This is a genomic window from Caballeronia calidae (assembly GCF_900044055.2).
GTDB classification, from domain to species: domain Bacteria; phylum Pseudomonadota; class Gammaproteobacteria; order Burkholderiales; family Burkholderiaceae; genus Caballeronia; species Caballeronia calidae.
Genome location: NZ_FCOX02000027.1, coordinates 69,781 through 93,660, shown reverse-complemented (window position 1 = coordinate 93,660; position 23,880 = coordinate 69,781). Strand labels below are relative to the sequence as shown.

General features: G+C 62.1%; 21 protein-coding genes. 11 read left to right on the top strand and 10 right to left on the bottom strand.

Features of this window, described 5'->3' with window-relative positions; translation table 11 throughout:
* Window positions 1-136: 136 nt before the first annotated feature.
* Entirely contained in the window at window positions 137-1,705 is a 1,569-nt protein-coding gene (locus tag AWB78_RS46700) for a TniQ family protein (RefSeq protein WP_074173522.1), read from the bottom strand.
* A gap of 1,973 nt (window positions 1,706-3,678) precedes the next feature.
* Here AWB78_RS46700 and AWB78_RS23230 point away from each other — a divergent pair.
* Both AWB78_RS23230 and AWB78_RS23225 read left to right on the top strand, forming a co-directional pair.
* Window positions 3,679-4,590 carry a LysR substrate-binding domain-containing protein gene (locus AWB78_RS23230; protein ID WP_062608335.1) on the top strand — a complete coding sequence of 304 codons (912 nt, stop codon included), beginning with the start codon at window positions 3,679-3,681 and terminating at the stop codon, window positions 4,588-4,590.
* A 27-nt stretch (window positions 4,591-4,617) separates the two neighbouring features.
* A complete protein-coding gene (locus AWB78_RS23225; protein WP_062608334.1) occupies window positions 4,618-5,499 on the top strand; it encodes a LysR substrate-binding domain-containing protein in 882 nt (293 codons plus the stop codon).
* An 18-nt stretch (window positions 5,500-5,517) separates the two neighbouring features.
* Here the strand turns inward: AWB78_RS23225 and AWB78_RS23220 are convergent, their stop codons facing one another.
* From AWB78_RS23220 to fae, 6 genes are all read right to left on the bottom strand, one after another.
* On the bottom strand, window positions 5,518-5,868 hold the full coding sequence (locus AWB78_RS23220) for an STY0301 family protein (RefSeq protein WP_062608333.1): 351 nt from the start codon (window positions 5,866-5,868) through the stop codon (window positions 5,518-5,520).
* Window positions 5,855-6,286, bottom strand: a complete 432-nt coding sequence (locus tag AWB78_RS43795) for a BPSL0067 family protein (protein WP_074173521.1) — start codon at window positions 6,284-6,286, stop codon at window positions 5,855-5,857. Before AWB78_RS43795 ends, AWB78_RS23220 begins: the two co-directional genes overlap by 14 nt.
* Before the next feature lie 279 nt (window positions 6,287-6,565).
* Window positions 6,566-7,936: an MFS transporter gene (locus tag AWB78_RS23210; RefSeq protein WP_198399330.1), complete on the bottom strand. Its 1,371-nt coding sequence runs from the start codon at window positions 7,934-7,936 to the stop codon at window positions 6,566-6,568.
* Window positions 7,937-8,044: 108 nt separating this feature from the next.
* Window positions 8,045-9,484 (bottom strand): NAD-dependent succinate-semialdehyde dehydrogenase, encoded by a 1,440-nt coding sequence (locus AWB78_RS23205; protein ID WP_062608331.1) that lies wholly within the window; start codon window positions 9,482-9,484, stop codon window positions 8,045-8,047.
* Window positions 9,481-10,518: an aldo/keto reductase gene (locus tag AWB78_RS23200; RefSeq protein WP_062608330.1), complete on the bottom strand. Its 1,038-nt coding sequence runs from the start codon at window positions 10,516-10,518 to the stop codon at window positions 9,481-9,483. The genes AWB78_RS23205 and AWB78_RS23200 overlap by 4 nt, the downstream gene beginning before the upstream one ends.
* Window positions 10,519-10,531: 13 nt before the next feature.
* Entirely contained in the window at window positions 10,532-11,041 is a 510-nt protein-coding gene (gene fae, locus AWB78_RS23195; RefSeq protein ID WP_062608329.1) for a formaldehyde-activating enzyme, read from the bottom strand.
* Between the two features lie 288 nt (window positions 11,042-11,329).
* Between fae and AWB78_RS23190 the strand changes: the two genes are divergently transcribed.
* The 3 genes from AWB78_RS23190 (at window position 11,330) to AWB78_RS23180 (ending at window position 13,198) form a co-directional block, all read left to right on the top strand.
* Window positions 11,330-12,013, top strand: coding sequence for a hypothetical protein (locus AWB78_RS23190; RefSeq protein ID WP_232477809.1), 684 nt, complete (start codon window positions 11,330-11,332; stop codon window positions 12,011-12,013).
* Between the two features lie 40 nt (window positions 12,014-12,053).
* On the top strand, window positions 12,054-12,809 hold the full coding sequence (locus AWB78_RS23185) for a phosphatase PAP2 family protein (protein WP_062608327.1): 756 nt from the start codon (window positions 12,054-12,056) through the stop codon (window positions 12,807-12,809).
* A gap of 65 nt (window positions 12,810-12,874) precedes the next feature.
* Window positions 12,875-13,198, top strand: coding sequence for an outer membrane protein assembly factor BamE (locus AWB78_RS23180; protein ID WP_062608326.1), 324 nt, complete (start codon window positions 12,875-12,877; stop codon window positions 13,196-13,198).
* 27 nt (window positions 13,199-13,225) lie between these two features.
* On the opposite strand, the gene AWB78_RS23175 is transcribed toward AWB78_RS23180, so the two are convergent.
* Genes AWB78_RS23175 through AWB78_RS23165 form a run of 3 tightly spaced genes read right to left on the bottom strand, consistent with a single transcriptional unit; the run spans window position 13,226 to window position 15,926 of the window.
* Complete coding sequence (locus AWB78_RS23175) at window positions 13,226-14,086, bottom strand: ABC transporter permease (protein ID WP_062608325.1); 861 nt, start codon at window positions 14,084-14,086, stop codon at window positions 13,226-13,228.
* A gap of 24 nt (window positions 14,087-14,110) precedes the next feature.
* Entirely contained in the window at window positions 14,111-14,899 is a 789-nt protein-coding gene (locus AWB78_RS23170) for an ABC transporter ATP-binding protein (RefSeq protein WP_062608324.1), read from the bottom strand.
* A 10-nt stretch (window positions 14,900-14,909) separates the two neighbouring features.
* A complete protein-coding gene (locus AWB78_RS23165; RefSeq protein ID WP_062608323.1) occupies window positions 14,910-15,926 on the bottom strand; it encodes an ABC transporter substrate-binding protein in 1,017 nt (338 codons plus the stop codon).
* A 170-nt stretch (window positions 15,927-16,096) separates the two neighbouring features.
* Between AWB78_RS23165 and AWB78_RS23160 the strand changes: the two genes are divergently transcribed.
* From AWB78_RS23160 to AWB78_RS23135, 6 genes are all read left to right on the top strand, one after another.
* Window positions 16,097-16,774: a response regulator gene (locus AWB78_RS23160; RefSeq protein WP_062608322.1), complete on the top strand. Its 678-nt coding sequence runs from the start codon at window positions 16,097-16,099 to the stop codon at window positions 16,772-16,774.
* Window positions 16,764-18,137: a sensor histidine kinase gene (locus AWB78_RS23155; RefSeq protein WP_062608321.1), complete on the top strand. Its 1,374-nt coding sequence runs from the start codon at window positions 16,764-16,766 to the stop codon at window positions 18,135-18,137. Before AWB78_RS23160 ends, AWB78_RS23155 begins: the two co-directional genes overlap by 11 nt.
* Window positions 18,138-18,353: 216 nt before the next feature.
* Entirely contained in the window at window positions 18,354-20,045 is a 1,692-nt protein-coding gene (locus AWB78_RS23150) for an ATPase (protein WP_062608320.1), read from the top strand.
* Between the two features lie 184 nt (window positions 20,046-20,229).
* On the top strand, window positions 20,230-21,540 hold the full coding sequence (locus tag AWB78_RS23145) for an MFS transporter (protein ID WP_062608319.1): 1,311 nt from the start codon (window positions 20,230-20,232) through the stop codon (window positions 21,538-21,540).
* A gap of 2 nt (window positions 21,541-21,542) precedes the next feature.
* Window positions 21,543-22,610: a proline racemase family protein gene (locus AWB78_RS23140; RefSeq protein ID WP_062608318.1), complete on the top strand. Its 1,068-nt coding sequence runs from the start codon at window positions 21,543-21,545 to the stop codon at window positions 22,608-22,610.
* A gap of 2 nt (window positions 22,611-22,612) precedes the next feature.
* Window positions 22,613-23,860, top strand: a complete 1,248-nt coding sequence (locus AWB78_RS23135) for an NAD(P)/FAD-dependent oxidoreductase (protein ID WP_232477806.1) — start codon at window positions 22,613-22,615, stop codon at window positions 23,858-23,860.
* Window positions 23,861-23,880 lie beyond the last annotated feature (20 nt).

The following is a 23,880-nucleotide window of genomic DNA, read 5'->3' as shown; positions in this document are numbered from 1 at the left end:
AACGCCCTATGGCTTCCTTGGCCTTCTAGGGTGACTGAATTCGGATAACGTGATTTTCGATTCATTTGGCCGATGAGTGCCACCGCTTTATTGCCTGGTGGTCAACCACGTCTCCTCGTGAATCTGGTGCACGCTGCTAATCAGCATCCTTCCGTCTCTTCGCACGGCAGTAATACTGCCACACGAGCGATTCGAGTTCATCGTCAGTCATGGACTTGATTGTGTCGGCCTCGTCCGGAGGTACGCGCGGCAGGAGTCCACCGAGAGAGCAGCGTCGAAGAAGGCGGCGTAGGTACATCGCGCGAGATTCGACGTGCTTATCGAGTTCTGCCAAGGTTAGAGGTATGCGGGACGGTGCATCGGGGCGGAGCCAACGCGAGTATGCACGATGCCCTTTCAGCAATCGGGCAGCTGTGATGGGATACTTGACATCTTCTTCGAGGAATTGCTGTCCGCGCCGTTCGACCAACGCTGCGCCTGATGTGTCGATGACATCGATGAGCGGTTCCAGTTGTATCCCATTTGCTGTCAATCGATCCGCGGTCAGTGCAACCCTATTGAACCACGGCAGAAGTCGTCTGAGCTCGGTATAGCCATATTCGGGGTGGAGCGCTTGAAGATCTTGGTATTTTCGGCAGGTTTCAGGGAAAGTTGCTAGTGATCGTGCATATAACTCGTCACTGTAGTCTTTCCGATATCGGTAGCTCGTTGGGGAATACGTTGTAGGCGGAACCGAAAAAGTAGCCAGGGGCTCGATTGGCCGCAGCATGGCGTTCTCGACTTCGTCCCAGCAACCGTAAAGTGCGATAAGCGCAAATAGGCCGTGTAGCGGGTTTCTGAATACTGTCCTCCCTTTGAGAGCGGCCCTAAGCTCGTTGCCTTGCATTGGAAAACCGATACTCTTGCCTAGAGGGATCATCCTGCGTGCAGCTAGGAGTTGATGGAACCTATCGTAGTACATAGTTTTCCAGTGTACTACGCCGATCTTTGCCGCCTGAGAAACTGTCAGCAGCGCGATCTGCGGGGCACGAACATGCGGCGCGAAACTACTATCAAGCAGTTTCGACCAACCGCGTGCTAGGTCCAACTCTCGAACATACCTAGTTGTCGCGCGTAGATGCAGTGGCCCTCCACGTATACAACGCTCGCGAGGGGATTCAAGTCTTCCTGATCGCTTAAAGTTGTAGGTGCATGCATCACAGAACTCGAAGATGGGCGTGCCATGTCGGGCGCACAGTCGAATGTCAGACAGAACGTGGTCTCGCCGCCAGAACCGCTCACGCGACGCGGTGATGTCCTCCTCGAGACATTCGAGACATATTCCCGGTTTCCATACAATGTGACCTCGAGTTAGTGCGTTGTGTAACCCTGCCTTCGACAAAGAGCCTCTGCGGTAGTCGTCAAAGATATGTCCTCGGAGCCACGTCTCGTCATCTGCGTTACGGAAGCGCACAACTGCGGGAAACAGTGTGTTTCTCGTTAGCACTTGTTCAAGCGATCCGGTGAGTTCGGCCAAGTCTTCGACAATACTCCGGATCGCAGTTGGGAATATCCAGGAGTATCGAACGCCCAGCAAATCGGCACCTCCTGCCACCACATAACGTGGTAGCCGATTAAGATATGCGGCAAAGACTTCGCCATCGGCGATCGGCGATGCAGAGAGCAGGTTATACTTAAAGAGATAATCATGATCGTCTGCCTTCATGGCGATCCTTCTCCGATTCTTGAAGAGCGAATGGCTTGAGGAAGATCAGACAGTGACTTCTATAGGTCCTCTTCAGCGAACATCTCGTCGTCTAACTCTTCCAAGCAGGCGGATCGATCGAGTAACAACTCCTCCACGGCATGCCAACTGCCATACAGTGCTACCAGCAATAAGATGGCGTGTATGGGGTGTCGCGGGCACTTCTTCCCAAGGAGTGCATTTTGCAGCGGCTTTCCGGCGAGGCGAAATCCGATGCTATTGCTGAAGCCGCGCAACCGCTGCGATCCAAAAAAGTCTAGGCATCGCACCCAGCTAATTTGTTTGTCATCGATTAGACGGAGTTCAGCCGCTCTGTTGTTTATAAGTGCGGCCATTTCCCTTGATCCTATGTACGGAGCGAATGCACTATCTAGAAGTCTTTGCCAACCAAGCGCGACTTCACGCTCTTGCCTGTGTATTGTCTTTGCGCGCAACGCGAGCGGCTGACCGCAGGGGCAACGGCTAAGCGGTACGTCGAAGTGTGTTCCGGTTGCGAACCTGCGTAAGCACGCGTCGCATAGGTGAAAGATAGGTGCGTTATGCCGTCCACACCATCGCACCTCTGGCAGAAGGAAATCGCGGCGCCAGATAGTGTGGCCATAAGTGCGCATGTCTTCGGATTGACAGTCGAGGCAGATGCCCGGTGCCCAATTCAATGTGGGGGCGAGGGAAGCAGTTAGCCCAACGATTTGCGAAATCATGTCTACAGGATCGAACAGATGATGCCTTATTAGCGCCCCTTGGTCCGCGTCGCCGAGGAATCGACTGAGGCAGGGGAACAACGTGTTCTGCTCAATGATGGCATCAACCGAAGGAAGGCCAAGTTCTTCAGCGTATTTGTACAGTCGACTCGGCAGAACCCAGAGCCGTTTAATCGCGTCCCCTCTGCGATTTCGGCTTTTTTTGTCATAGCGGCGTCCTCGACGCTGCAAGAACGCACGGAATGGTTCTGCGTGCCGGATCTGTACGTCATCAATTGTCGTGGTGTCCACTATGACATCCTATGCATTCACGTTGGATCTACGGGTTGAGCATGTCGAACTACGTGATGAGACCAGTCTTCAAGCAGTGGGAAAGGCAACGCTTGTTCGTGGAGGCAATCCGAAAGTAGTCGGTTAGGGGAAGAGAGCAGGTGTCTGGTTGTTAGGCTGCTCGCCTAGGGGCCGGTAAGTGCTGTTCTGACGGAGCGGCCGACTACAGGTTCGCGCTCCGTATTTCCAGGAGCAGGTAGGTGCAAACTCCGGCGGGTCGGCGTTGACTGCCATAGTAAGACCTCTTTCCGCACTCGCACGACCGAAAAGGCGAGTACTCAGTGTAGAGTCGACGAGTTGGTATAGCGTAAAATAGAGTTAAATCCGCAGTCTCGTGCCGGGTTAGATCGTGATTCATCTTGTCACTCGGGTTTGATCACGTCAAGCGCCGAGGTCGTTACTAACCTGTCCGTGAAATCACCATTCGGAGTTTGCTCTTGCTCCATTTCTACGCGAACAGATCAACTTGCACCGCGCGCATCCTGAACGGCGAAAGCGGGCGGATGCGCTTCACGTGGCGGGCCTTCGAGCTTGGAGAAACCGTTAGCTTCTGTTGCATCCGCACTTGCGCCCATCTCATTAGATTGCCCGTTTTCGAGCCTATTGACTTCTGTCGATACTTGTGCGTTGCCCGTAGCATTAACCATTAAAGCGTGAGTCGTTAGTTTCGGCGACAGGCCACTCCTTGTTTCTTCCATGATGGGTTTTTATTGACGTCTCCGCATCTAACGTCGCGCCGTATTGAAGACTATTGTCTCGCGACACATGGCACCGCGCTCACGCTCCGAAGCGGCATAATTTGCCTCGATTCGTAAAATGCTGCCTAAGAGCAGCATCTTCCGGCGTGAACGCGTGTTAAATGCGCGTCGAACGCAAGGAAAGGAGACCGACTTGAAGCGAAAGATGCCCGCCCTGAATGCGCTGAGGGCTTTCGAGGTGGCCGGACACACGGGCAGCTTCACGCGCGCGGCGGAAATGCTGCACGTGACGCAAAGCGCCGTGAGCCGGCAGGTGCGTCAGCTCGAAACCCAGCTCGGCGAGCCGCTGCTGCTGCGGCGGCATCATCATCTCGAATTGTCGGCGACGGGCCGCCTTTTGCTGCAGGCGCTTCAGATGTCGTTCGATCGCATCGAGCTCACCGTGCGCAGCATTCAGGAAAAGACACACCTGAAACGCTTGCGCATCAACGCGCCGCCCACCTTCTCCAGCCGCTGGCTGATGCCGCGCCTGCAATCCCTGCGCACCGCCGCGCCGGAACTCGAAATCACGCTGACCACGCGCCTGAAGGACGACCTCGTCGAATCGGGCGCGCTCGATTGCGCGATCCGCTTCGGCAACGGCGAATGGGACAGCCTCGATAATCAGCTGTTGATGAACGAGCGGCATATCGCCGTGTGCTCGCCGGCGCTCATCGGCGATCGCGATACATCCGACATCGATCTGAACGAATTCACGCTGCTGCATGTGCTCGCGGCCAGCGATCAGCGCTATCTGACATGGCAGCACTGGCTGAAGGCGGCGAATCTCGGAAATGTCGATACACGCGGCGGATACGAGTTCGATCTGTTGGATCATGCGATCCGCGCGGCCGTCGACGGGCTGGGCGTGACGATCGCCGACCGTCATATGATCGCGCATGAGTTGCGGCAAGGCACGCTCGTGCCGATCGTCGATGTCGAGGTGGACGGGCATCAGTCATACTGGCTGGTCACGCGCACCGGCCAGGACGATGCGCCGCAGGTTGCGGTGTTTCGCGAGTGGCTGCGCGCGGAAATCGACAAGCAGACGCGCGGCAGCAGACGAAGGCGCGCATAAGGAAACAGAACGAGGGGAAAGCCGATCGTGCGACGCCTGCCATCCCTGACCGCGTTGCGCTTCTTCGAGGAAAGCGCGCGGCACATGAGCTTCAATAAATCGGCTGCGGCATTGTGCGTGACGCCGGGCGCGGTCAGCCGTCAGATTCGCCTGCTCGAGGATGCCCTCGGCACGAAGCTCTTCGACCGCGATCACAAGGGCATTCGCCTGACGAAGCAGGGTGCGGAGCTGCTCGCCTGCCTGTCCGACGCATTCGATTCGATCGAGCGTGTGACGCGCTCGCTGTCCACGTCGCAACGCGGCGAGCGCAGACGCCTGACCGTGGGCGCGCCGCCGACTTTCGCGACGCGCTGGCTTTCGCCGCGGCTCGGCTCGCTGATGGACGCGGTACCGGACATCGATCTCTCAGTGCGCACCGATGCCGCCGATGACCGTCAATGCAGCATCCGCTTCGGCTATGAGGCGCGGGCGGATCATCGGTCGGAGTTGCTGTTCATCGAGCGGCACGTGCTCGTCGGCGCGATGAAGTTCGCGGGGCAGTCCGTCGAAGCGTTGCTCGAACGGCTGCCCGCGCTGCATGTCCTGCATAACGATGCGCGGCTCACGCTCTGGCCCAACTGGCTCGATGCGGCCGGATTGCCGCGCGCATACGGCGAGAACGGCATCGAGTTCTCGACGCTCGATCAGGCGATTCACGCGGCGCGCGCGGGCTCGGGGCTGGCGGTGGTGGATCGGAACATGATCGCCGACGAGCTGCACGACGGCGCGCTGGTGCTGCTGTCGCCGGTGGAATCGACGGGGCCTTATGGGTATTGGCTGGATATCGCGCCTTCGTTTGCGAGTGCGGATCGGGTGCAGGCGTTTGCGGAATGGCTGCGCGGGGAAGGGGCGAAGGCGGCGCGGGAGTGAGGGGCGGTGTCGTCCCGCTTACTCGCAATCCAGCTTTGTCGTGCCCGATGCGTCGATCTGATAACGGCACGCATCGACTCGTCTCGATATGGCGATGTCTCGCGTTTGCTTGTCGGCGTAGACGCACCGCACGGTCACCGAACGGCCGTGATCGTAGACATAGCCGAGTTTCCAGTAGCCTTGAGCGCTATTGCTGTGGTCCGCGATGAGCGACACTTGTTCTTCCGGATTGCCGTCGAACAACTGAACGTAGCGCAGATGAGTGTCGGATAGCGCAGGGCACGCGACCTCTTTCGCGTTGGCGCATCCGCCGACGCTCGCCACGAGAACCGATGCAGCGAGCCCGGCAATGGCCTTATTCAACGACATAGAATTTCTCCCCGTTGTTGACGTCGGTTCCTTGACCCCAACGCAATACGCGCGGGCCGATGGGTTTGGGGGGATGGACGTATTGGTCATATACCGTAACGCCGACCGGGCCCTGGCTGACATAGATCGCTGCATGCCCGTTGAACTGTCCGTGGTGATTGAATGTCGCGATGACGGTTCCCTCCCGGATATGTCGATTGTCTTTCACGAGCGCTCCCTTCTTCCACGCATGCGTCACGGGCAGCGAAGGACATACCTGTTTGACATACGACACGCAGCCGCCACAGTAGTTGGGCGCGTCCGTGACGCCAGCGGGAGGAGGATCGTTATAGGGACCATGGCCTGATCCTGGAGCGCAGACCCACGTATTCAGCGGTGCGGAAGAAGCATTCTTGTAGTTTGAACTCACGTAGCTCATAGCGATAGTTCCAAGATGTTAAGGATAACGATGCTTGCCGATGGCAGGTGAATCTTGAATCCCACGGACGTTCGGCAATATCGCGCTCTGTGCCGTAACCATAGGGGCCACGGTTATCTCAAACGTATCAACTATCGCGAAGAAGCTGCATCAGTTTCGTCCGAATGCGCCGTCGACGAATCCTTTCGCTCCGCGCGGCGCATCGTCACATCAAAAGCAAGGCGCGGCAACGAGTCACCGTTGCCGCGCCTTGAAATGCCAATCACGATCGGACTTGACTCACCCCCCGCTCGCCTGATTCAACGTCAGATGCTTCGTCTCAGGCGCCCACGCGATCGACACGATCATCCCGACGAGCAACACGCCCGCGAGTGCAAGCATCGTCATCTGAACACCGGCCTGCGCGATCCCGACAGGCAGCAGAAACGTCCCCACCGCCGATCCCAACCGGCTGCATGCAATCGACAGCCCCACGCCGCACGCCCGCGCCTCGGTCGGAAAGCACTCCGGCGGAAACACGCCGACGAGATTCGAGAATGCCGACATCGTCAACGTGAAGACGCCGAACGCAACGATCATCGCAAGATTCGCCGATGACGGCAGCGCGCTCAGCGCAAACAGCGACAGGCAGCACACCGCGAACGACCCGATCAAAAACGAGCGCCGCGACAGCTTGATGGTCAGCCATATGCCGATCAACGCGCCCAGCACGAGAAACGCGTTGAGCAGCAGATCGGCGCCCGAGCCTTCGGGCAGGCGGATCGCCGTCAAGATGCTCGGCAGGAACGTGTAGATCGCGAAGTAAGGAATCACGAGGCACACGAAGAACGCGCAATTGAAGATCGTGCGGCGAATCAGGTCCCGCTCGAAGAGCCGCGCGAAACCGCCCTTGCCGGCGAAGTGCTCGCCCGTATCGGATTCGAGCGTGACGTTCGGGCCGAAGTGCCTGCGCACGATACGCATTGCCTCATCCGTGCGGCCCTTGCCGAGCAGCCAGCGCGGCGACTCCGGCGTGCCGATGCGCAGGATCAGCACGAGGAACGCCGGCACACCGGCCGACGCGAGCAGCCAGCGCCACGCATCGGGCGATGCATCGGCGTAGTGCATGCCGAGCACGTTCGCGATCACATAGCCGATCGTCCAGATCACGCTGAACGATCCGAGCAGCGTGCCGCGCTGCTTGCGCGGCGAGAACTCGGCGAGGATCGCGTGACCGACCGCGAAATCGCCGCCCATGCCGAACCCGATCAACACTCGCAGCGCGACGAGCATCGCGGGCGTCGTCGCATAGAACTGCGCGAACGCCGCCGCCGTGATGACGATGAAGCTCAACAGGAAAATCTTCTGCCGGCCGAGCCTGTCGGAGAGCCAGCCGAACACGAGGCTGCCGATGAAAATGCCGATCAGCGCGGACGAGCCGAGCAGACCCATCCAGAACGCATCGAGCGGAATCTGCCTGTTCAACGACGACAGCGCATACCCGATCGTGCCGATCGCATAGCCTTCCGTGAAATGCGCGCCGAAAGTCAGGCCGGCGATCTTCACGTGAAAACGGTTGAGCGGGACATCGTCGAGTGCGACGCGGCCGTGCGTGGCATTGAAGGGCGCGGCTGCGCCGGGTGCGAGCGGCTGCGCGCTCAGGCTTTGCATATCCAAGAGTATCTCCTCCACTTCCGAGTGGAGCGGCGCGTCGTGCGCCGCATGTAAACCGCGCACGCGATGGCGTTATCGTTCGTGCGTGCGCGGCGAATCGATGAATCAGCGGCCGAGCCCGGCCATCATCATGTACTTGAGCTCCATGTATTCGTCGAGCCCGTACTTCGATCCTTCGCGGCCCAGTCCCGATTGCTTCACGCCGCCGAAGGGCGCGACTTCCGTCGAGATGATGCCTTCGTTGATGCCGACCATGCCGCTCTCGAGCGCCTCCGCGACGCGCCACGCGCGGCCCAGATCGCGCGTGTAGAAGTACGCGGACAGGCCGTAGGGCGTGTCGTTGGCGGCGGCGATGACGTCGTCTTCGGTCGCGAAGCGGAAGCACGCGGCGACCGGGCCGAAGGTTTCCTCATCGGCGATCATCATCGAAGGCGCGGCGTCCGCGAGCACCGTCGGCTCGTAGAACGTGCCGCCGAGCGCGTGCGGCCTGCCGCCCGTCAGAACCTTGGCGCCTTTGCTCACCGCATCGGCGACGTGCGCCTGCACCTTCTTCAGCGCGGCTTCGTTGATGAGCGGCCCCTGATCGAACTCGCCTTCGAGACCGTTACCGACGCGCAGCTTATGCACCGCGCGCGTCAAGGCTTGCGTGAACGCATCGTAGACGCCGTCCTGCACATAGAAGCGATTCACGCACACGCACGTCTGCCCGGTGTTGCGAAACTTCGATGCGATCGCGCCCTGTACGGCGGCGTCGATATCGGCATCGTCGAACACGATGAAAGGCGCGTTGCCGCCGAGCTCCAGCGACAGCTTCTTGAGCGTATCCGCCGATTGCTTCGCGAGCAGCTTGCCGACACGCGTCGAGCCCGTGAACGACAGCTTGCGCACATCGGGCGATTCGGTGAGGACCTGGCCGATGGCAACGGCATCGCCAGACACGATGTTGAACACGCCCGCCGGAATGCCGGCTTCCTCGGCGAGCACGGCCAGGGCGAACGCGGACAGCGGCGTCTCTTCCGACGGCTTCAGGACCATCGTGCAGCCTGCTGCGAGCGCGGGACCGGCTTTGCGCGTGATCATCGCGAGCGGGAAGTTCCACGGCGTGATCGCCGCGACGACGCCCACCGGCTCGCGCGTGACGACGATCTTCGCATTCGGTCGCGGGCTGGGGATAATGTCGCCGTAGCTGCGCTTCGCTTCTTCCGCGAACCACTCGAAGAAGCTCGCTGCATACGCGACTTCACCGAGCGCTTCGGCAAGCGGCTTGCCCTGTTCGCGCGTCAGCAGTTCGGCGAGCGTGTTGCGGTTCGCGAGCATCAGCTCGCCCCAGCGCTTCACGCGCGCGCTGCGTTCCTTGGCCGTCAGCGCGCGCCATGCGGGGAACGCTTGTCTTGCGGCTTCCACGGCGAGCGTCGTTTCGTGCGCGCCGCCGCGTGCGACTTGCGCGATCACTTCGCCCGTCGCGGGATTGAGCACGGCGTAGGTGTCGGCGCTTTCGCGCCACGCGCCATGGATATAGTGCTTCGTCTGCAAAAGCGCTTTCATGCCGCGCGCTCCAGTGCGTTGTCGAAGACGCCTTGCGCGGCACGCGCCTCGCGCGCGATGCGCCTGCCCGCCGTGTAATCGTTGATGAGATCGCACGGCGTGTAATTGCGCTCGAGTTCGTGCAGTTCGTCGTCGTCGAGCTTCGTGTCGAGCGCGGCGAGCGCGCTGTCGAACTGCGCCGCCGAATCCGCGCCGACGAGCATGCTCGAAATGCCCGGCCGGCTCAAAACCCACGCCTGCGCGATCTGCGCCGCCGGCACGCCACGCCGCGCCGCCACGCGTGCAACCGATGCCGCGATCTCCCGCGACGCGTGATCGCCGTACATTTGCGCGGTGAAGAAATCGGTCTGGTTGCGCGTGGACTTCGCATCGGACGTGAGCAGGCCGCGCGCGAGCGGGCTGAACACCGACACGCCGACGCCCTGATCGATGCAGTACGGAATCATCTCGCGCTCTTCCTCGCGATACGCGGCGTTCAACTGCAACTGCATGTTGACGGGCTTGTGCCAGCCGTTCTTCTCGCAGGCCTGCATGATCTTGGCGAACTGCCACGTATACATCGTCGATACGCCGATATAGCGCGCCTTGCCCGCGCGCACGATGTCGTCGAGCGCGCCCATCGTCTCTTCGACGGGCGTGTTCACGTCGAAGTAATGCAGCATGTAGATATCGACGTAATCCATGCCGAGACGCGTGAGCGACCCGTCGATGCCGTCCATGATGTGCTTGCGCGAATGGCCGCCCGCGTTCGGGTAGCTCGCCATGTCGTAGCCGACCTTCGTCGTCACGACGACTTCCTCGCGCTTCACGAGCCGTTTCAGAATGCGGCCGACGACTTCCTCGCCGACGCCCGTCGAATAGAAATCGGCGAGGTCGATGAAGTTCACGCCTTTATCGAGCGCGTGCTTCACGATCGGCTCGCTTTGCGCTTCATCGAAAATCCAGGGCTTCCATTGCGGCGTGCCCATGTTCATCGTGCCGAGGCACAGACGCGAAACCTTGAGGCCGGACTGGCCGAGACGCACGTATTCCATTTGCGAAAGCTCCTTACTTCTTCGGCGTATAGAACGGGTTCGACACATCGCGCGCGGCCTTGAACACGGCTTCCTTGCGCGGCAGGCCTTCCATCGCGGCGATGATCGCGTTCCTGCACGCGCGATAGTTGTTCTCGAAGACTGCGTCGAGATCGTCGGTCTTCGGGTTGACCCAGTTCGCCGACACCACCACCCAGTCGTTCTCCGCTTCGGGCGGCAGCGTGCCGTTCTCGAGCGATTCGGCGACCGCCTTCGCGATGCCCGCCTGCGATGCGCCCCAGGTCGCGTTGCCGTGGAAATCGCCTTCGATCTGCGCCTTGTTGACGTAGAGCGTGAGCGGCTTGGTCGGCACGCCCGGCTGCGCGATCACGACGAAAGGCGCATGTCCGGCGGACGGCGTCGCGAGCGCGGTCGCGAATGCCTGGCCCGCGGGGCCGTTGCGCGGCCCGACCAGCACGTTGATATGAGCGAGATTGACGCCCGGGCCTTCGAAGCCTTCACCGATGAAGAGATTCTTTTCCATTGACTCCTTCCTTGTGTCCGTTTGCAGTGTCCGGTTGAGCCACCTTGGCGGTGGATGTCGGGCATTCTGCGGTGGACGTCGCGCGAGGAGGAATCGAGGATTTTTGAGGGTGGCGTTGATGAAAGCTCAACTCGGGGATGACCCCTAGGCCGGATTGTCGATGTGATTTGCGGGCGGCTGTCAGTTTCCTAAGCGTCCCATAAGGTTCGAGTGCCGACAATGTTGCTTTGTCCCTGAATGCGGAGCGTTTCGGTGCGCGCACGCGCGCCGCGGGCTTCGCTGACGCGCATGCCCGCTTCCGACCGCATCTCCCTTCCAGCCGCCGCCGAAATCCCGTGGCGCTACTACGATCTCGCGAAATCGCGCGTGCAGATCCATGAACCGCCCGCGCCCGGCGAGGTCTGTCTATGGCTCGTGCCGACGGAATTCCGCTTCGCTTCGGCGTCGAATATCGGGAACTGGCTCAATGCGGCCGAACGCCGGCGCGCGCGGCTGCATCCGAATTCCGCGCTCGGGCGGCGCTTCAGCGTATCGCGCGCGACGCTGCGTCTCGTGCTCTCGCACATGCTGAATTGCGAGCCGCAGGACGTCGGCGTGGAGGATGAACCCGACGATCGCATCGTCGTCACGCATCCGCTCGTCGAGGGCGCCATTCATGTCGATGTCGCGTATTCGGGCATCTGGATCGTGATTGCGGTGTCATCGGCGAGAATAGGGCTCGGATTGACCAGCGGCGCCTACGACGAGGACGCCCGGCAGGCCGTGCGGGACGAGGCGGTGCAGATCGGAAGAGCGCGTGCGGAGCGCGGCGCGGCAATCGAAAGCGCGGGGCAGGCGGACTGGCACGGTCTCACGCTGCCGATGCCGGGCGGAATTTGCGGCGTGCTCGTCGTGGACAAACCGGTCGCGCGCGTGCAGGCGTTCGGCTGGGAACGGCCGCTCGAAGCGGAGGGCGGCGCAACCGCGCCCTGAGTCCGCGCGAGCGCCGGGCAACAGGGAGAAAAATCGGATCATGGATTACACGGCGCTCGCGCAACGCCACGCGATCGCGATCATCGCGATCATGCTTTTCGTCGTTCCTTCGATTGCCGCGTTCGCGTGGGCGTGGGCGGCGCGCGAACGCGGCGCGTCGCGCGCGACCGTAGCGGTGGCCGCGTGCGTGCCCGTCGTGCTCGGCGCGACGGTGTTCATCGGCATCGCGATGCGTATCGCGCACGGCACGGCGTTTTCGTCGGCGGATCAGCTTTTGCTCGACGCCGTGCGCGACGGCACGCCCGCGCTGGCCACGCGATGGTTCTCCGTTCTCACGCACCTCGGCGATCCGTGGTTCCTCACGCTGCTGTGCGTGCTCATGTGCGCGGCGCTCGTGCTGACACGCCGCTTCGGCCTCGCCGTGTACTTCGCCGCGGTCACGAGCACGGGCGGTCTGCTCAATCAGGCGCTCAAGGCCATGATGCGCCGCGACCGTCCCACCGGCGCGACGGTGCCGCTTCCCGAAAGTTTCGCGTTTCCGAGCGGGCACACGTTCGGCTCGATCGTCTGCTACGGCATGTGCGCGTACGTGCTGCTGCGTCTTGCGCCGACGCGCTGGGATCCGCTCATCGTCGCGCTGGCGTGCTTCATCGTGCTCGCGATAGGGATGAGCCGCGTCGTGATCGGCGTGCATTTTCCCGGCGATGTGATCGGCGGATTCGCGTCGGGCGGGGCGTGGCTGGCGGGGTGCATCGGGGTGGCGGAGATGGCGCGACGCCGTTTGCACCCAAATTAAGACCAGGTCGATTGCACCGCCTACTCATTGCCGATAGTTTCAGACCTTTTGCAAAGTCTGAAGCGATGCTCAAATTCAAAACGTGTAGCGCGGTAAGCCTGATCTGCGTGCTGATTGGCCTGAGCGGCTGTTCCAGCCTCGTCAAGGACCCCGATCCGCAGGAATACATGAGCCGCGTGAAGATCGGCATGACGCGGGCGGATGTCGAAGACAGTCTCGGTCCGCCCGACGGAAACTGGGGACCGTGGCACTCCCAATGCACCGAATACGGTTTCGGCAAGCAAGGCGCCGATCGTTACGCCATCTACTACAACAACAAGAGCCGCGTCGTGTACACGGAGCACGGGGCGTGCAGCGTCGCCAAGGCCAGGGAAGTCGGCCTGCGCTGAGCGCCTTTGTGCGCCAACTTCAGCGCATCAATTCGCCGTGGGCCGCCATTTCAGCAGACGCTGCTCCACAGCCGTGAGCAGATAATCCGCCGCGAGCGCGACGACCGCGAGCACGATCATCGCAGCGAACACGCCGCTCGCATTGAACGCGCCCTGCGCCGTCGAAATCAGCAAGCCGATGCCTTGCTTCGAACCGAGAAACTCGCCGACCACCGCGCCGACCAGCGCAAAGCCGAAGCTCACATGCAGGCTGGCGAGAATCCACGAGAGCGCGGAAGGAATCACCACCGACGTCGTCACCTGACGCCGCGACGCGCCGAGAATCTGTGCATTCGCGATCATGTAACGATCCGCTTCGCGCACGCCCTGAAACGCATTCGCGAACACGACGAAGAACACCATCACGACCGCAAGCGCGACCTTCGACGCCATGCCGAGACCGAGCGCGATCACGAACACCGAGCCGAGCACCACGCGCGGAATCGAGTTGGCGATCTTGATGTAGATGCTGAACACATCCGACAGCAGCTTGTTGCGGCCGAGCACGATGCCGCAGAACACGCCCGCCACCGAGCCGATGATGAAGCCGAGGCCGGTCTCTTCGAGCGTGACCCAGACTTGCGTGAGCAGCGGCCCTTGCGATGTGCCATCGACGAACCATTCGACGATCTGATCGAAGATCGCGGACGGCATCGAGAAGAAGAACGGATCGATCCAGTGAAGGCGAGCCGACAGTTCCCAGCCGCCGAGCACGAACACGAGCACCGCGATGCGCAGGCCGATCACGAGCGCATTGCGCTGCTTGATGCGCCTTTGCGCTTCGCGTTCGACTTGCGCGAGCGCTGTGGGATCGATGCCCGAGGGCATCGCTTGTTGAGGCGTGGACATGTTTGATGTTCCTTTGGTGCAGGTTCAACCGATCTGCACTTCTTCGCGCAGGTCGTGCCAGATATCGCGCGATATCTCGATGAAGTGCGGGTGATAGCGAATTTCCGATGTGATGCGCGGACGCGGCAAGTCGATCTCATAGACCTTCTTGAGCGTCGCGGGGCGCGCCGTCAGCACGAACACGCGGTCCGCGAGCGCGATCGCTTCTTCCAGATCGTGCGTGACGAACACCACCGAGCCCGCATTCGCCGACCACAGTTGCAGCAATTCGTCCTGCATCAGCGTGCGCGTCTGCATGTCGAGCGCGCTGAACGGCTCGTCCATCAGCAGGATTTCCGGCTTGTTGATGAACGTCTGCGCGAGCGCGACGCGCTTTCTCATGCCGCCCGACAACTGATGCGGATAGTGCTTGCCGAACTTGTCGAGCCCGACGCGGCGCAGCCACGACTGCGCTTCGTCGTAGGCGGCGGACTTCGAGCGGCCGCGATAGAGCGGGCCGGCCGCGACGTTGTCGAGCACCGAGCGCCACGGGAACACCGCGTCGGCCTGGAACACGAAGCCGATGCGCGGATCGATGCCATCGACCGGCTGGCCCATCACGCGCACTTCGCCGGTCGTCGGCTTGAGCAGGCCGGTGATCATGCTGAGCGTCGTGGACTTGCCGCAGCCCGTCGGGCCGACGATCGCAACGAACTCGCCCTTCGCCACCGACATGCTGAAGTCGCGCAGCGCGACGGTCGCCTTGCCGTCCGGCGAAATGAAGCGGCACGAAACGTTGCGCAGCTCGATCGCGGGTTGAGTGGATTGATTCATCGTGGCAACCTCACTTCGACGCCGTCGCCGTGCCCGACAGATACTCGTTCGAATACGTGCGCGCCAGATCGATATGCTTGCCCTTCACCGAAGGATTGAACGCGGCGAGCACCTTCAGCACCGTGTCGGGACCATCGGCAGGCATCTTGCCGTCCTTCGTGAACATCGGCTGCGAGGCCTTCAGCGCGGCCACGTACAGGTCCTTGTTCTTCGCGTAATAGTCCTTCGGCATCTTCTCGGTGATCTCTTCGGCGCTATGCGTCGCGATGAAGTTGAGCGTCTTCGCGAACGCGTGCGCGAGCTTCGCCGCATCCGTCTTGTGCGATTCGGCCCACGCGCGCTGCACATAGAAGCTCGATGCCGGATACGTGCCGCCGAGCGCGGCACGCGTGCCTTCGAGCGTGCGCATGTCGACGAGCACCTTCGCTTCGCCGGTCTTCAGCAGTTGCGAGATGGTCGGCTCCGTGGTCATGCCCGCGTCGATGCGCTCCTGCTTGACCGCCGCGATGAAGCTCGCGTCCGCGCCCACCGGCAGCAGCGTGTATTCCTTCGAGGTCACGCCCGCGCGCTGCGCGAGATATTGCGTGAGAAAGCTCGTCGATGAACCGAGGCCCGTCACGCCGAGCGTCTTGCCTTTGACATCGGCCATGCTCTTGATCTTGTCGGCCTGTTTCGTCGACACCATTTCGACTTCGCCCGGCACCTGGCCGAAGATCACGAGCGCCTGCACTTCCTTGCCCTTGCTCTGCAGATCGATGGTGTGATCGTAGAAGCCGACGACGCCCTGCACTGCACCGGCCAGCAGCTCGTTCTCCGCATCGACGCCGGCGGGCTGCGAGAGGATTTCGACGTCGAGGCCTTCGTCCTTGAAGTAGCCGAGCTGTTCGGTGAGCTTCGCGGGCAGATAGATGATCTTGGTCGCCCCGCCGACCATGATGGAAATCTTTTCGGCGTGAGCGGATACGGAAGCGGCCGCGAGTGCGAAAGCAATACCGGATACAGCAGCGATCTGGCGCAGGGTACGCATCAGAAGTCTCCTTGAGGTGGGCCGTGCCGTGAGAAATGGCCCGCTTTTTTGAATGTGTGCGGCGATTATAGAAAGGCGAAACCTTCTGCCAGCTTTCTGCGCCGATGGCAAAGCATGGGTGTTAACCCGATGCTTCATACGCCGGGCCGACGCCCTACAATCGCGCCACCATGAAGCTGCTTCTCATCGAAGACAATCCGACGCTGTCTCTCTGGCTCGCCAAGACGCTGGAACAGGAGTCGTTCACGCTCGAAGCCGTGCAGGATGGCGAGTCCGCCGATCAGCTGCTGCGCACGAATCAATACGATGTCGTGCTGCTCGACCTGAACCTGCCGCGCCTGTCGGGCAAGAACGTGCTGCGACGCTTGCGCCAGCGCGGCGACGCGACGCCGGTGATGATCCTGACCGCGAGCGGTTCCATCGACGAGAAAGTGGAGTTGCTCGGCGCGGGCGCGGACGACTACCTCGTCAAGCCTTTCGAAGTACGCGAACTCGTCGCGCGTGTGAAGGTGATGATCCGCCGGCGCACGTCATCGACGGCGAATGAACTCGCGTGCGGCGATCTCGTCTTCGATATCGACACGCATCAGTTCACGCTCAAGGGCGCGCCGCTCAACGTGACGCCGCGCGAGCGCAGCGTGCTCGAAGCGCTGATCTTGCGGCTCGGCAAGACGGTGTCGAAGGCATCGCTGCTCGATACCATCTTCACGCACGAAGACCAGCCGAGCGAGGACGCGCTCGAGATCTACATATCGCGGCTGCGCAAGAAGCTCGACGGCAGTTCGGCCGCGATCGTCACGCTGCGCGGGCTCGGCTATCTGCTGCGCAAGAAGGACGATGACCAATAGCCTGCGCGTCCGTCTTCTGTGGTGGCTGCTCGTGCCGCTCGCGATCTACGTGTTCGTGACCGGCAAGGCCGCCTACGACAACGCGCGCCACACCGCCGATCTCGTGCAGGAAAACACGCTGCTGGCATCGGCGCGGATGATCGCGGGCGAGGTCGAATGGTCCGATGGCCGCTTGCTCGTCGATATTCCGCCTGCCGCGCTCGAAGTGTTCGCGTCGCCTTATGGCGATCAGGTCTTCTACAACGTGAGCGTCGACGATGGCCGTCTGCTCGCGGGCGTGCCCGACTTCCCGACGCGGGCGACGACGACTCACGATTCACCGAACTACTACGACGCCGATCTCGACGGCAAGCCGGTGCGCGCCGTCGGTTTCGTGCGGCAGATGTACGACAACGGCGCGATACGTCGCGTGCTGGTGTCCGTCGGCAAGACGCAGGCCTCGCGCGATGCGATGATCCGCGAGCTGTGGCGTCCGCAACTCGTGCGGCAGATCGAGATGGTGCTGCTCGCGGTGGCGCTCGCGTGCATCGGCCTCACGTTCGAATTGCGGCCGCTTCTGAAGGTGAAGGAAGACGTGATGGACCGCGATCCGATGCAACTCGAGCCCTTGCGCGTCGAGCGCCTGCATACGGAGTTGCGGCCCATCGTCGAGGCGATCAATCAGTGCATCGCGCGGCTCGGGCTTCAGGTCGCGGCGCAGCGGCGCTTCATCGCGGATGCGGCGCATCAGTTGCGCACGCCGCTCACGCTGCTGGAGACGCAGTTGCAGTTCGCGCGGCAGCATCGCGAGATGGAGCCGACGCTATCCGAAGCGCTCGCCGCGATGCAGCGAAGCAACCGATCGATGGTCGGTCTCACGAACAAGCTGCTGCTGCTCGCGCAGGCCGAAGCGGCCGACTATACGCAACTCGCGAAGCAGAAGGTCGATCTGGCCGCGATCGCGCAAGATGTGATCGAAGATCTCGCGATGTTCGCGCAGAAGCGCGAGATCGATCTCGGCGCGGAGCTGGCCGAATCGGCGTGGATCATCGGGCATGAGGGATTGCTGTCGGCGCTGGTCTACAACATCGTCGAGAATGCGATCCGCTATACGCAGCCGGGCGGACATGTGACCGTCACGGTGGCGCGCGATGCGCAGCGCGTGACGCTGGCCGTCACCGACGACGGCCCCGGCATTCCCGCCGAAGCGCGCAGCCGCGTGTTCGAGCCGTTCTATCGCGCGTCGGCCGATACCGAAGGAACCGGGCTCGGGCTCGCGATCGCGAAGGAGATCGTGCAGGCGCATCGGGGGGAGATCGGGCTGAGCACGGGCGAACATCCGGCCCGCGGGCTGACCGTATCGGCCACGTTCGTTGTCCTGTAGCGCTTTCTGATCCGACAATACGGAAAATTAATTATTGACGTACTCATGCCGAAAGGCAGAAGCTTGCGTTGAAATACTCTGTAATGGAAATTCCAGTTTGATTACACGCTGAAAATCTATTTCCTTCCGCCATGCGTTGGGCTTGCATGGTCTCGATAAACGGAGAAGAAAATGCGAAGGATAAGCGCGCTGGTTCTGGCATTATCATCAGGAGTATTGATCAGCGGGTGCGGCGGCGATGCCGGTTCCGACACCCTCGGCTCCAACGCAAAGGGCGCGACAGCACAGCCGGCGTCGCAGCAGGAAGCCACGACCAAGGGCTACGCGTTGTCGACCGTTATCTGGGACCGCGTTCCCATCGGTGTGTGCTGGGATATGACCAACGCGGATTTCGCGCGGTACGCCACGGAACGCAACTGGAGCCGCCTCGCGGTTCAGGAAACCTGGGAGCAGAATTCAGGCGCCCAGTTCACCGGCTGGCAGCAATGCACGAACGATTCTAACTACTACGGCATACGGATCTCGGTCGAGGACATCGCGACGAACGGACCGCATACCTATGGCCTCGGCGCAATGCTGAACAACGAGAAAGGCGGCATGTCGCTCGACTTCACGTTCAGGAACTGGAGCCCGAGTTGCCAGGGGCGCGAGGAATACTGCATTCGCCGGGTGGCCGCGCATGAATTCGGTCACGCGCTCGGCTTCGCGCATGAGCAGAACCGGCCCGACACGCCTTCGACATGCACCGAGCCAGCGCAAGGCACCTCGGGCGACACGATGATCGGCGCGTGGGATCTCGCATCGATCATGAACTACTGCAATCCGGAGTGGAACGGTGACGGCAAGCTGAGCGTCACCGACATCGAGATGGCGCAGAAGTACTATGGGCCTCCGCGCGTGAATCAGACCATTTATACGTTGACGCGCGCCCAGGCTCCGGCTCAGGTGACCGCGTACGATTTCGCCTCGCGCGCCGCGAAGGCTACGATCGATCTCTCGCTGACGGGCGACTATAAACAGGTCGATCGGATGTTCCCCGGCGTGGATGGGAAGCGTCTGTATGTGCTTCTGCAAAGAAGCCCGACATCGACCGATCTCGCCACGATCGATACGGCCACGAATAAGGTTCTGCACGTCACGCCCATTAGTCCGTTGCTGAGCACCGTCACCACCGGCTATGACATTCAGCCCGCGCTGGACGGGACGCAGGTCTATCTGGCGAACGGGAACGTCGTCAGCATCATCGACGGAGATTCCGGGAAGCTTCTCAGGCAGATCGTGCTGCCGGAAGCCTACAGCCTCGTCAGGATCGCAACGGCGAAGAACGACGGCGCAAACCTCTACGCGCTGTCGAACGAGCCGGGGGCGAAGATCGAAGTGCTTCGCATCGACCTGGCGGCGTCGTTCATCGTCGGCGGCTATCCGGGAGGATCGGTGCCGGCCACGAGCGGTGATCAGTTCGCCGTGACCCCCGATGCAAAGAAGGCCTACTTTGTCAGCGCAGCGTCGGCCAATGGCGAAGGCCGGCTGACGGAAATGGATCTGGAGAGCGGCATCACGCGCGTGCTGAGCGATCTGCCGGAGCAGAAGCCGAAATTCCTCGCGGCCATCAGCAACGCGCAAATCCTTTTTGCCGACGACAACGGCACGAGCCCAAGTCCGATCATCCTCTACGACGTGACGAGCAGAGCCAAGAAGACATTGCAGGCTTCGTCGGCCTTGCCGGACCATGTCCAGTATGACCCGAGTTCTCAGTCCATTCTTCTCGAACGCAGCGGCAACTGGTCCGTCAATCAGTTGAAGCAAGGGACGAACGGCAAGTACCGGAGCACGGACCTTGGGCTGCGGTCGTTCACCAGCGGCTCGACGTACAGCGGCACCGCGCCGTTTGTGATCGTGGCGCGCTGAGACGTCGGCCGCCGCGGCAAGCAGAACCCAGGCAGGCCCCGACGCGTCGGGGCCTGCTTGCTTTTTAGCGCTAACCGGCGCGTTCCTTCATACCTTTATTTTGGATCCAAAATCCTTGATTCAATTTTGAGATGGGCGCACAATCGGTCCGACGCTGCATCCCACCGCCACCGAGGGAGCCACCATGACCGACCGCGCCAACGCCGTTGCGAACCCTTACGCCGCACACGACAGCCCACGGGTTTCGTCCGCATCCAGTCGCGCCGTCACCGCGGCGGTCGTCGGCAATATTCTCGAATGGTTCGACTTCGGCACTTACGCGTTCCTCGCGACCGTCATCGCCAAAGTGATGTTTCCCGCCGGCGATGACTTCGCCGCCATGCTCGGCACCTTCGGCGCGTTCGGCCTCGGTTTCGCCGCGCGTCCGCTCGGCGCGATCATCTTCGGATGGCTCGGCGACGTGAAAGGCCGCAAGTGGACGCTCACCTTCGTCATGCCGTTGATGGCCGCCGCGACGCTGTTCATGGCGCTGCTGCCATCGTATGCGTCGATCGGGATCATGGCGCCGATCCTGCTGGTCGCGGCGCGCATGCTGCAGGGCATTTCCGTCGGCGGCGAACTCGGCAACGCGGTCGCGTTTCTCGTCGAATGGGCGCCGCAGAACAGGCGCGGCTTCTACGGCAGCTTCCAGCAATGCAGCACGCTCGGCGGCATGCTGCTCGGCTCGGGCGCGGCCGCGCTCATGACGACGATGCTCAGTCAGGAGGCGCTGCTCGACTGGGGCTGGCGCGTGCCGTTCATCGTCGGCGCGATCGTGATCGGGCCGATCGGCTGGATCATCCGCAAGCGCAGCGAAGAAACGCCCGTCTATCAGAGCGCGAGCGACGACGCACCCAAGGCGAAGGGCCGCGCACCGGCGCTGCTCGGCCTTCAGGCGTGCGGCCTCGTGATCGTATGGACGGTCTCGCTCTACGTGCTGCTCAACTATCTGCCGTCGTTCACGACGAAGTACGTCGGCATTCATTCGTCGACGGCGCTGTGGCTCAACACGGCGGGCCTGATCGTGATGACGGTATCGATTCCGTTCTGGGGCGCGGCCTCGGACCGCTTCGGCCGCAAGCCGATCTATGCCATCGGCTGCATTGCGTTTCTCGTGTTGCCGTATCCGATCTTCCATCTGATGCTGGAATACAAATCGGCGGCGATCGTCGGCGCGGTGCAGGTGCTGGGCGGCGTGATCATCGGCATGTTTTCGGGCGTCGGGCCCGCCGTGCTTTCCGAGTTGTTCCCGACGAAGATCCGCACGACATGGATGTCGATCGGCTACGGCATTGCCAACGCGGTGTTCGGCGGCTTCGCACCGATGATCTCCATCGCGCTCATCAAGGCGACGGGCTCGCCGCTTTCGCCCGCGTACTTCGTGATGCTCGCCGCGCTGCTGTCGACGCTCACTGTCATCACCATCAAGGAGACGGCGCACGCGCCGCTGCAATAACCATGCGCTGGAATCGAACGCTTACGGTAGTGAACTGCCACGCGGAAGGCGAAGTGGGCAACGTGGTGACGGGCGGCGTTTTTGACGTGCCCGGCGCGACGATGTTCGACAAGATGATGCATCTCGAAGAGGTGCGCGACGACCTGCGCCGCATCTGCATCTTCGAGCCGCGCGGCTCCGCGAATCAGACGGTGAACTTTCTGTTCCCCGCGACCGACCCGCGCGCGCAAATGGGTTACGTGATCGCCGAATCGACGGAATATCCGGCGATGTCCGGCTCGAACACGATGTGCGTCGCGACGGTGCTGCTCGAAACTGGCATTCTGCCGATGGTCGAGCCCGTTACCGAACTCGTGCTCGAAGCGCCCGCCGGGCTCATCCATTTGCGCTGCTCGTGCGCGAACGGCAAGGTCACGAAGGTCGAGTTCACCAATCAGCCCGCGTTTGCGAATCATCTCGACAAGACGATCGAAGTGGAAGGCATCGGCAGCCTGACCGTCGATGTCGGCTATGGCGGCATGACGTATGTGATCGTCGATGCTGAGAAGCTCGGCTTTCGCATCGCGCCCGACGAAGCGCGCGAGCTGTGCGAGCTCGGGCAGGTCATCAAGGCCGCGGCGGCGGAGCAGTTGCCTTCGCCGCATCCGTTGAATCCGCTCATCAAGGGCATCACGATGACCGAGTTCGTCGGGCCGCTCTCGCGCGAGAACGGCGTGCTGAAGTCGCGCAACACGGTGATCGTGTCGCCGGGGCGCTGCGACCGCTCGCCGTGCGGCACGGGCACATCCGCGCGGCTCGCGGTGATGCACGCGAAAGGGCTGATCGGCGTGGGCGAGACCTTTCTGCACGAGTCGATCATCGGTTCGGTGTTCGAGAGCCGCATCGAATCGGCGACGCGCCTCGGCGATGTTCCCGCGGTCGTGCCCGTCGTAGCCGGCCAGGCGTGGATCACGGCGATCTCGCAAGTCGGCGTCGATCCGACCGATCGCTTCCAGACCGGCTTCACGCTCGCGGATACGTGGTGCGAAGCCGTCGACGACAAGCTGATCAAATCGCGCGTGAGTTCATGAGCATGACGGGCGAAGAAATGGCGGACGTCGTCGTGATCGGCGCGGGCATCGTGGGGCTGGCCTGCGCGTGGGCCGCATTGCGCGAGGGCGCGCGCGTGACCGTGATCGATCGCGATTTCGAAGGCGATCGCGCATCGCATGGCAACGCGGGCGGCATCGCGGTGACGGAAAGCACGCCCATCGCCGTGCACGGCGTGTTCACGAAGGCCGCGAAATGGCTGATGGATCCGCTCGGGCCGCTCGCGCTCGACTGGAAGCATGTGCCGAAGGCGCTGCCGTGGTTCATGGCGTTTCGCCGCGCGAGCGAGCCGGAACGTTATCAGGCGATCACGCAAGCGCTCGCGCTTCTGAACAACCGCGTCTATGAAGACATCATTCCGATGTTCGACGATATCGGCGCGAGCGCGATGCACTATCGCCGTGGTGCGCTCACGGTCTATGAAACCGACGAAGCCTTCGCCGCCGATCAGGCCGAATGGGCCGTCAAGCGCGAGCTCGGCGTGCGCTGGCATGCGCTGAACGCGCAACAGGTGCGCGAATGCGAGCCGTCGCTTGCGGCCGTGTTCCGGCATGGTGTGTTTCTCGATGACTGGTCGCATATCGGCGATCCGCGCCGCATCGTCACGTTGCTGCGTGAGCGCGTGCGAGCGCTCGGCGCGCGCTTCGTGACAGGCGTGGCGCGTGCGATCGCATCGCCCGATTCCGTGTTGCTCGAAGACGATACGCGCGTGAAGGGACGACGCATCGTGATCGCGGCGGGCGCGTGGTCGGCGGCGCTGGCGAAGTCGATCGGCGAAAGCGTGCTGCTAGAAAGCGAGCGCGGCTATAACGCGACGCTGCCGAAGCACGGCGTCGACCTGACGCGCGAAGTGATCTTCGCGGAGCGCAAGTTCGTCGCGACGCCGCTCGATGTCGGCTTGCGCATCGGCGGCGCGGCGGAGTTCGCGGGCATCGATGCGCCGCCGAACTATCGTCGCAGCGACGCGTTGCTCGCGCTCGGCAAGCGCTTCATTCCCGGCATCGACGATACGGACGCGAAGAAGTGGATGGGCCATCGCCCCGCGACGCCCGATTCGCTGCCGGTGATCGGCGCATCGCTGCGCATGCCGTCTGTCGTCTATGCATTCGGTCACGGCCATCTCGGCCTCACGCAATCGGCGACGACCGCCGCGCTCGTCGCCGATGTGCTCGCGGGCCGCACCCCGCGCGTGCCGCTCACGCCCTATTCGATCGCACGCTTCAATCACTGAAATCCATCCGGAGGAACCAA

What these genes read in the sequence shown, in the direction of transcription:
- AWB78_RS23140 (WP_062608318.1), top strand. Translation starts at nt 21,543, where the DNA reads ATGCGCTGGAATCGAACGCTTACGGTAGTGAACTGCCACGCGGAAGGC.
- AWB78_RS23180 (WP_062608326.1), top strand. Translation starts at nt 12,875, where the DNA reads ATGCTCAAATTCAAAACGTGTAGCGCGGTAAGCCTGATCTGCGTGCTG.
- AWB78_RS23185 (WP_062608327.1), top strand. Translation starts at nt 12,054, where the DNA reads ATGGATTACACGGCGCTCGCGCAACGCCACGCGATCGCGATCATCGCG.
- AWB78_RS46700 (WP_074173522.1), bottom strand. Translation starts at nt 1,705, where the DNA reads ATGAAGGCAGACGATCATGATTATCTCTTTAAGTATAACCTGCTCTCT.
- AWB78_RS23210 (WP_198399330.1), bottom strand. Translation starts at nt 7,936, where the DNA reads ATGCAAAGCCTGAGCGCGCAGCCGCTCGCACCCGGCGCAGCCGCGCCC.
- AWB78_RS23175 (WP_062608325.1), bottom strand. Translation starts at nt 14,086, where the DNA reads ATGTCCACGCCTCAACAAGCGATGCCCTCGGGCATCGATCCCACAGCG.
- AWB78_RS23230 (WP_062608335.1), top strand. Translation starts at nt 3,679, where the DNA reads ATGCCCGCCCTGAATGCGCTGAGGGCTTTCGAGGTGGCCGGACACACG.
- AWB78_RS23160 (WP_062608322.1), top strand. Translation starts at nt 16,097, where the DNA reads ATGAAGCTGCTTCTCATCGAAGACAATCCGACGCTGTCTCTCTGGCTC.
- AWB78_RS23165 (WP_062608323.1), bottom strand. Translation starts at nt 15,926, where the DNA reads ATGCGTACCCTGCGCCAGATCGCTGCTGTATCCGGTATTGCTTTCGCA.
- AWB78_RS23135 (WP_232477806.1), top strand. Translation starts at nt 22,613, where the DNA reads ATGACGGGCGAAGAAATGGCGGACGTCGTCGTGATCGGCGCGGGCATC.
- AWB78_RS23200 (WP_062608330.1), bottom strand. Translation starts at nt 10,518, where the DNA reads ATGGAATACGTGCGTCTCGGCCAGTCCGGCCTCAAGGTTTCGCGTCTG.
- fae (WP_062608329.1), bottom strand. Translation starts at nt 11,041, where the DNA reads ATGGAAAAGAATCTCTTCATCGGTGAAGGCTTCGAAGGCCCGGGCGTC.
- AWB78_RS23220 (WP_062608333.1), bottom strand. Translation starts at nt 5,868, where the DNA reads ATGTCGTTGAATAAGGCCATTGCCGGGCTCGCTGCATCGGTTCTCGTG.
- AWB78_RS23155 (WP_062608321.1), top strand. Translation starts at nt 16,764, where the DNA reads ATGACCAATAGCCTGCGCGTCCGTCTTCTGTGGTGGCTGCTCGTGCCG.
- AWB78_RS23190 (WP_232477809.1), top strand. Translation starts at nt 11,330, where the DNA reads ATGCCCGCTTCCGACCGCATCTCCCTTCCAGCCGCCGCCGAAATCCCG.
- AWB78_RS23205 (WP_062608331.1), bottom strand. Translation starts at nt 9,484, where the DNA reads ATGAAAGCGCTTTTGCAGACGAAGCACTATATCCATGGCGCGTGGCGC.
- AWB78_RS43795 (WP_074173521.1), bottom strand. Translation starts at nt 6,286, where the DNA reads ATGAGCTACGTGAGTTCAAACTACAAGAATGCTTCTTCCGCACCGCTG.
- AWB78_RS23145 (WP_062608319.1), top strand. Translation starts at nt 20,230, where the DNA reads ATGACCGACCGCGCCAACGCCGTTGCGAACCCTTACGCCGCACACGAC.
- AWB78_RS23170 (WP_062608324.1), bottom strand. Translation starts at nt 14,899, where the DNA reads ATGAATCAATCCACTCAACCCGCGATCGAGCTGCGCAACGTTTCGTGC.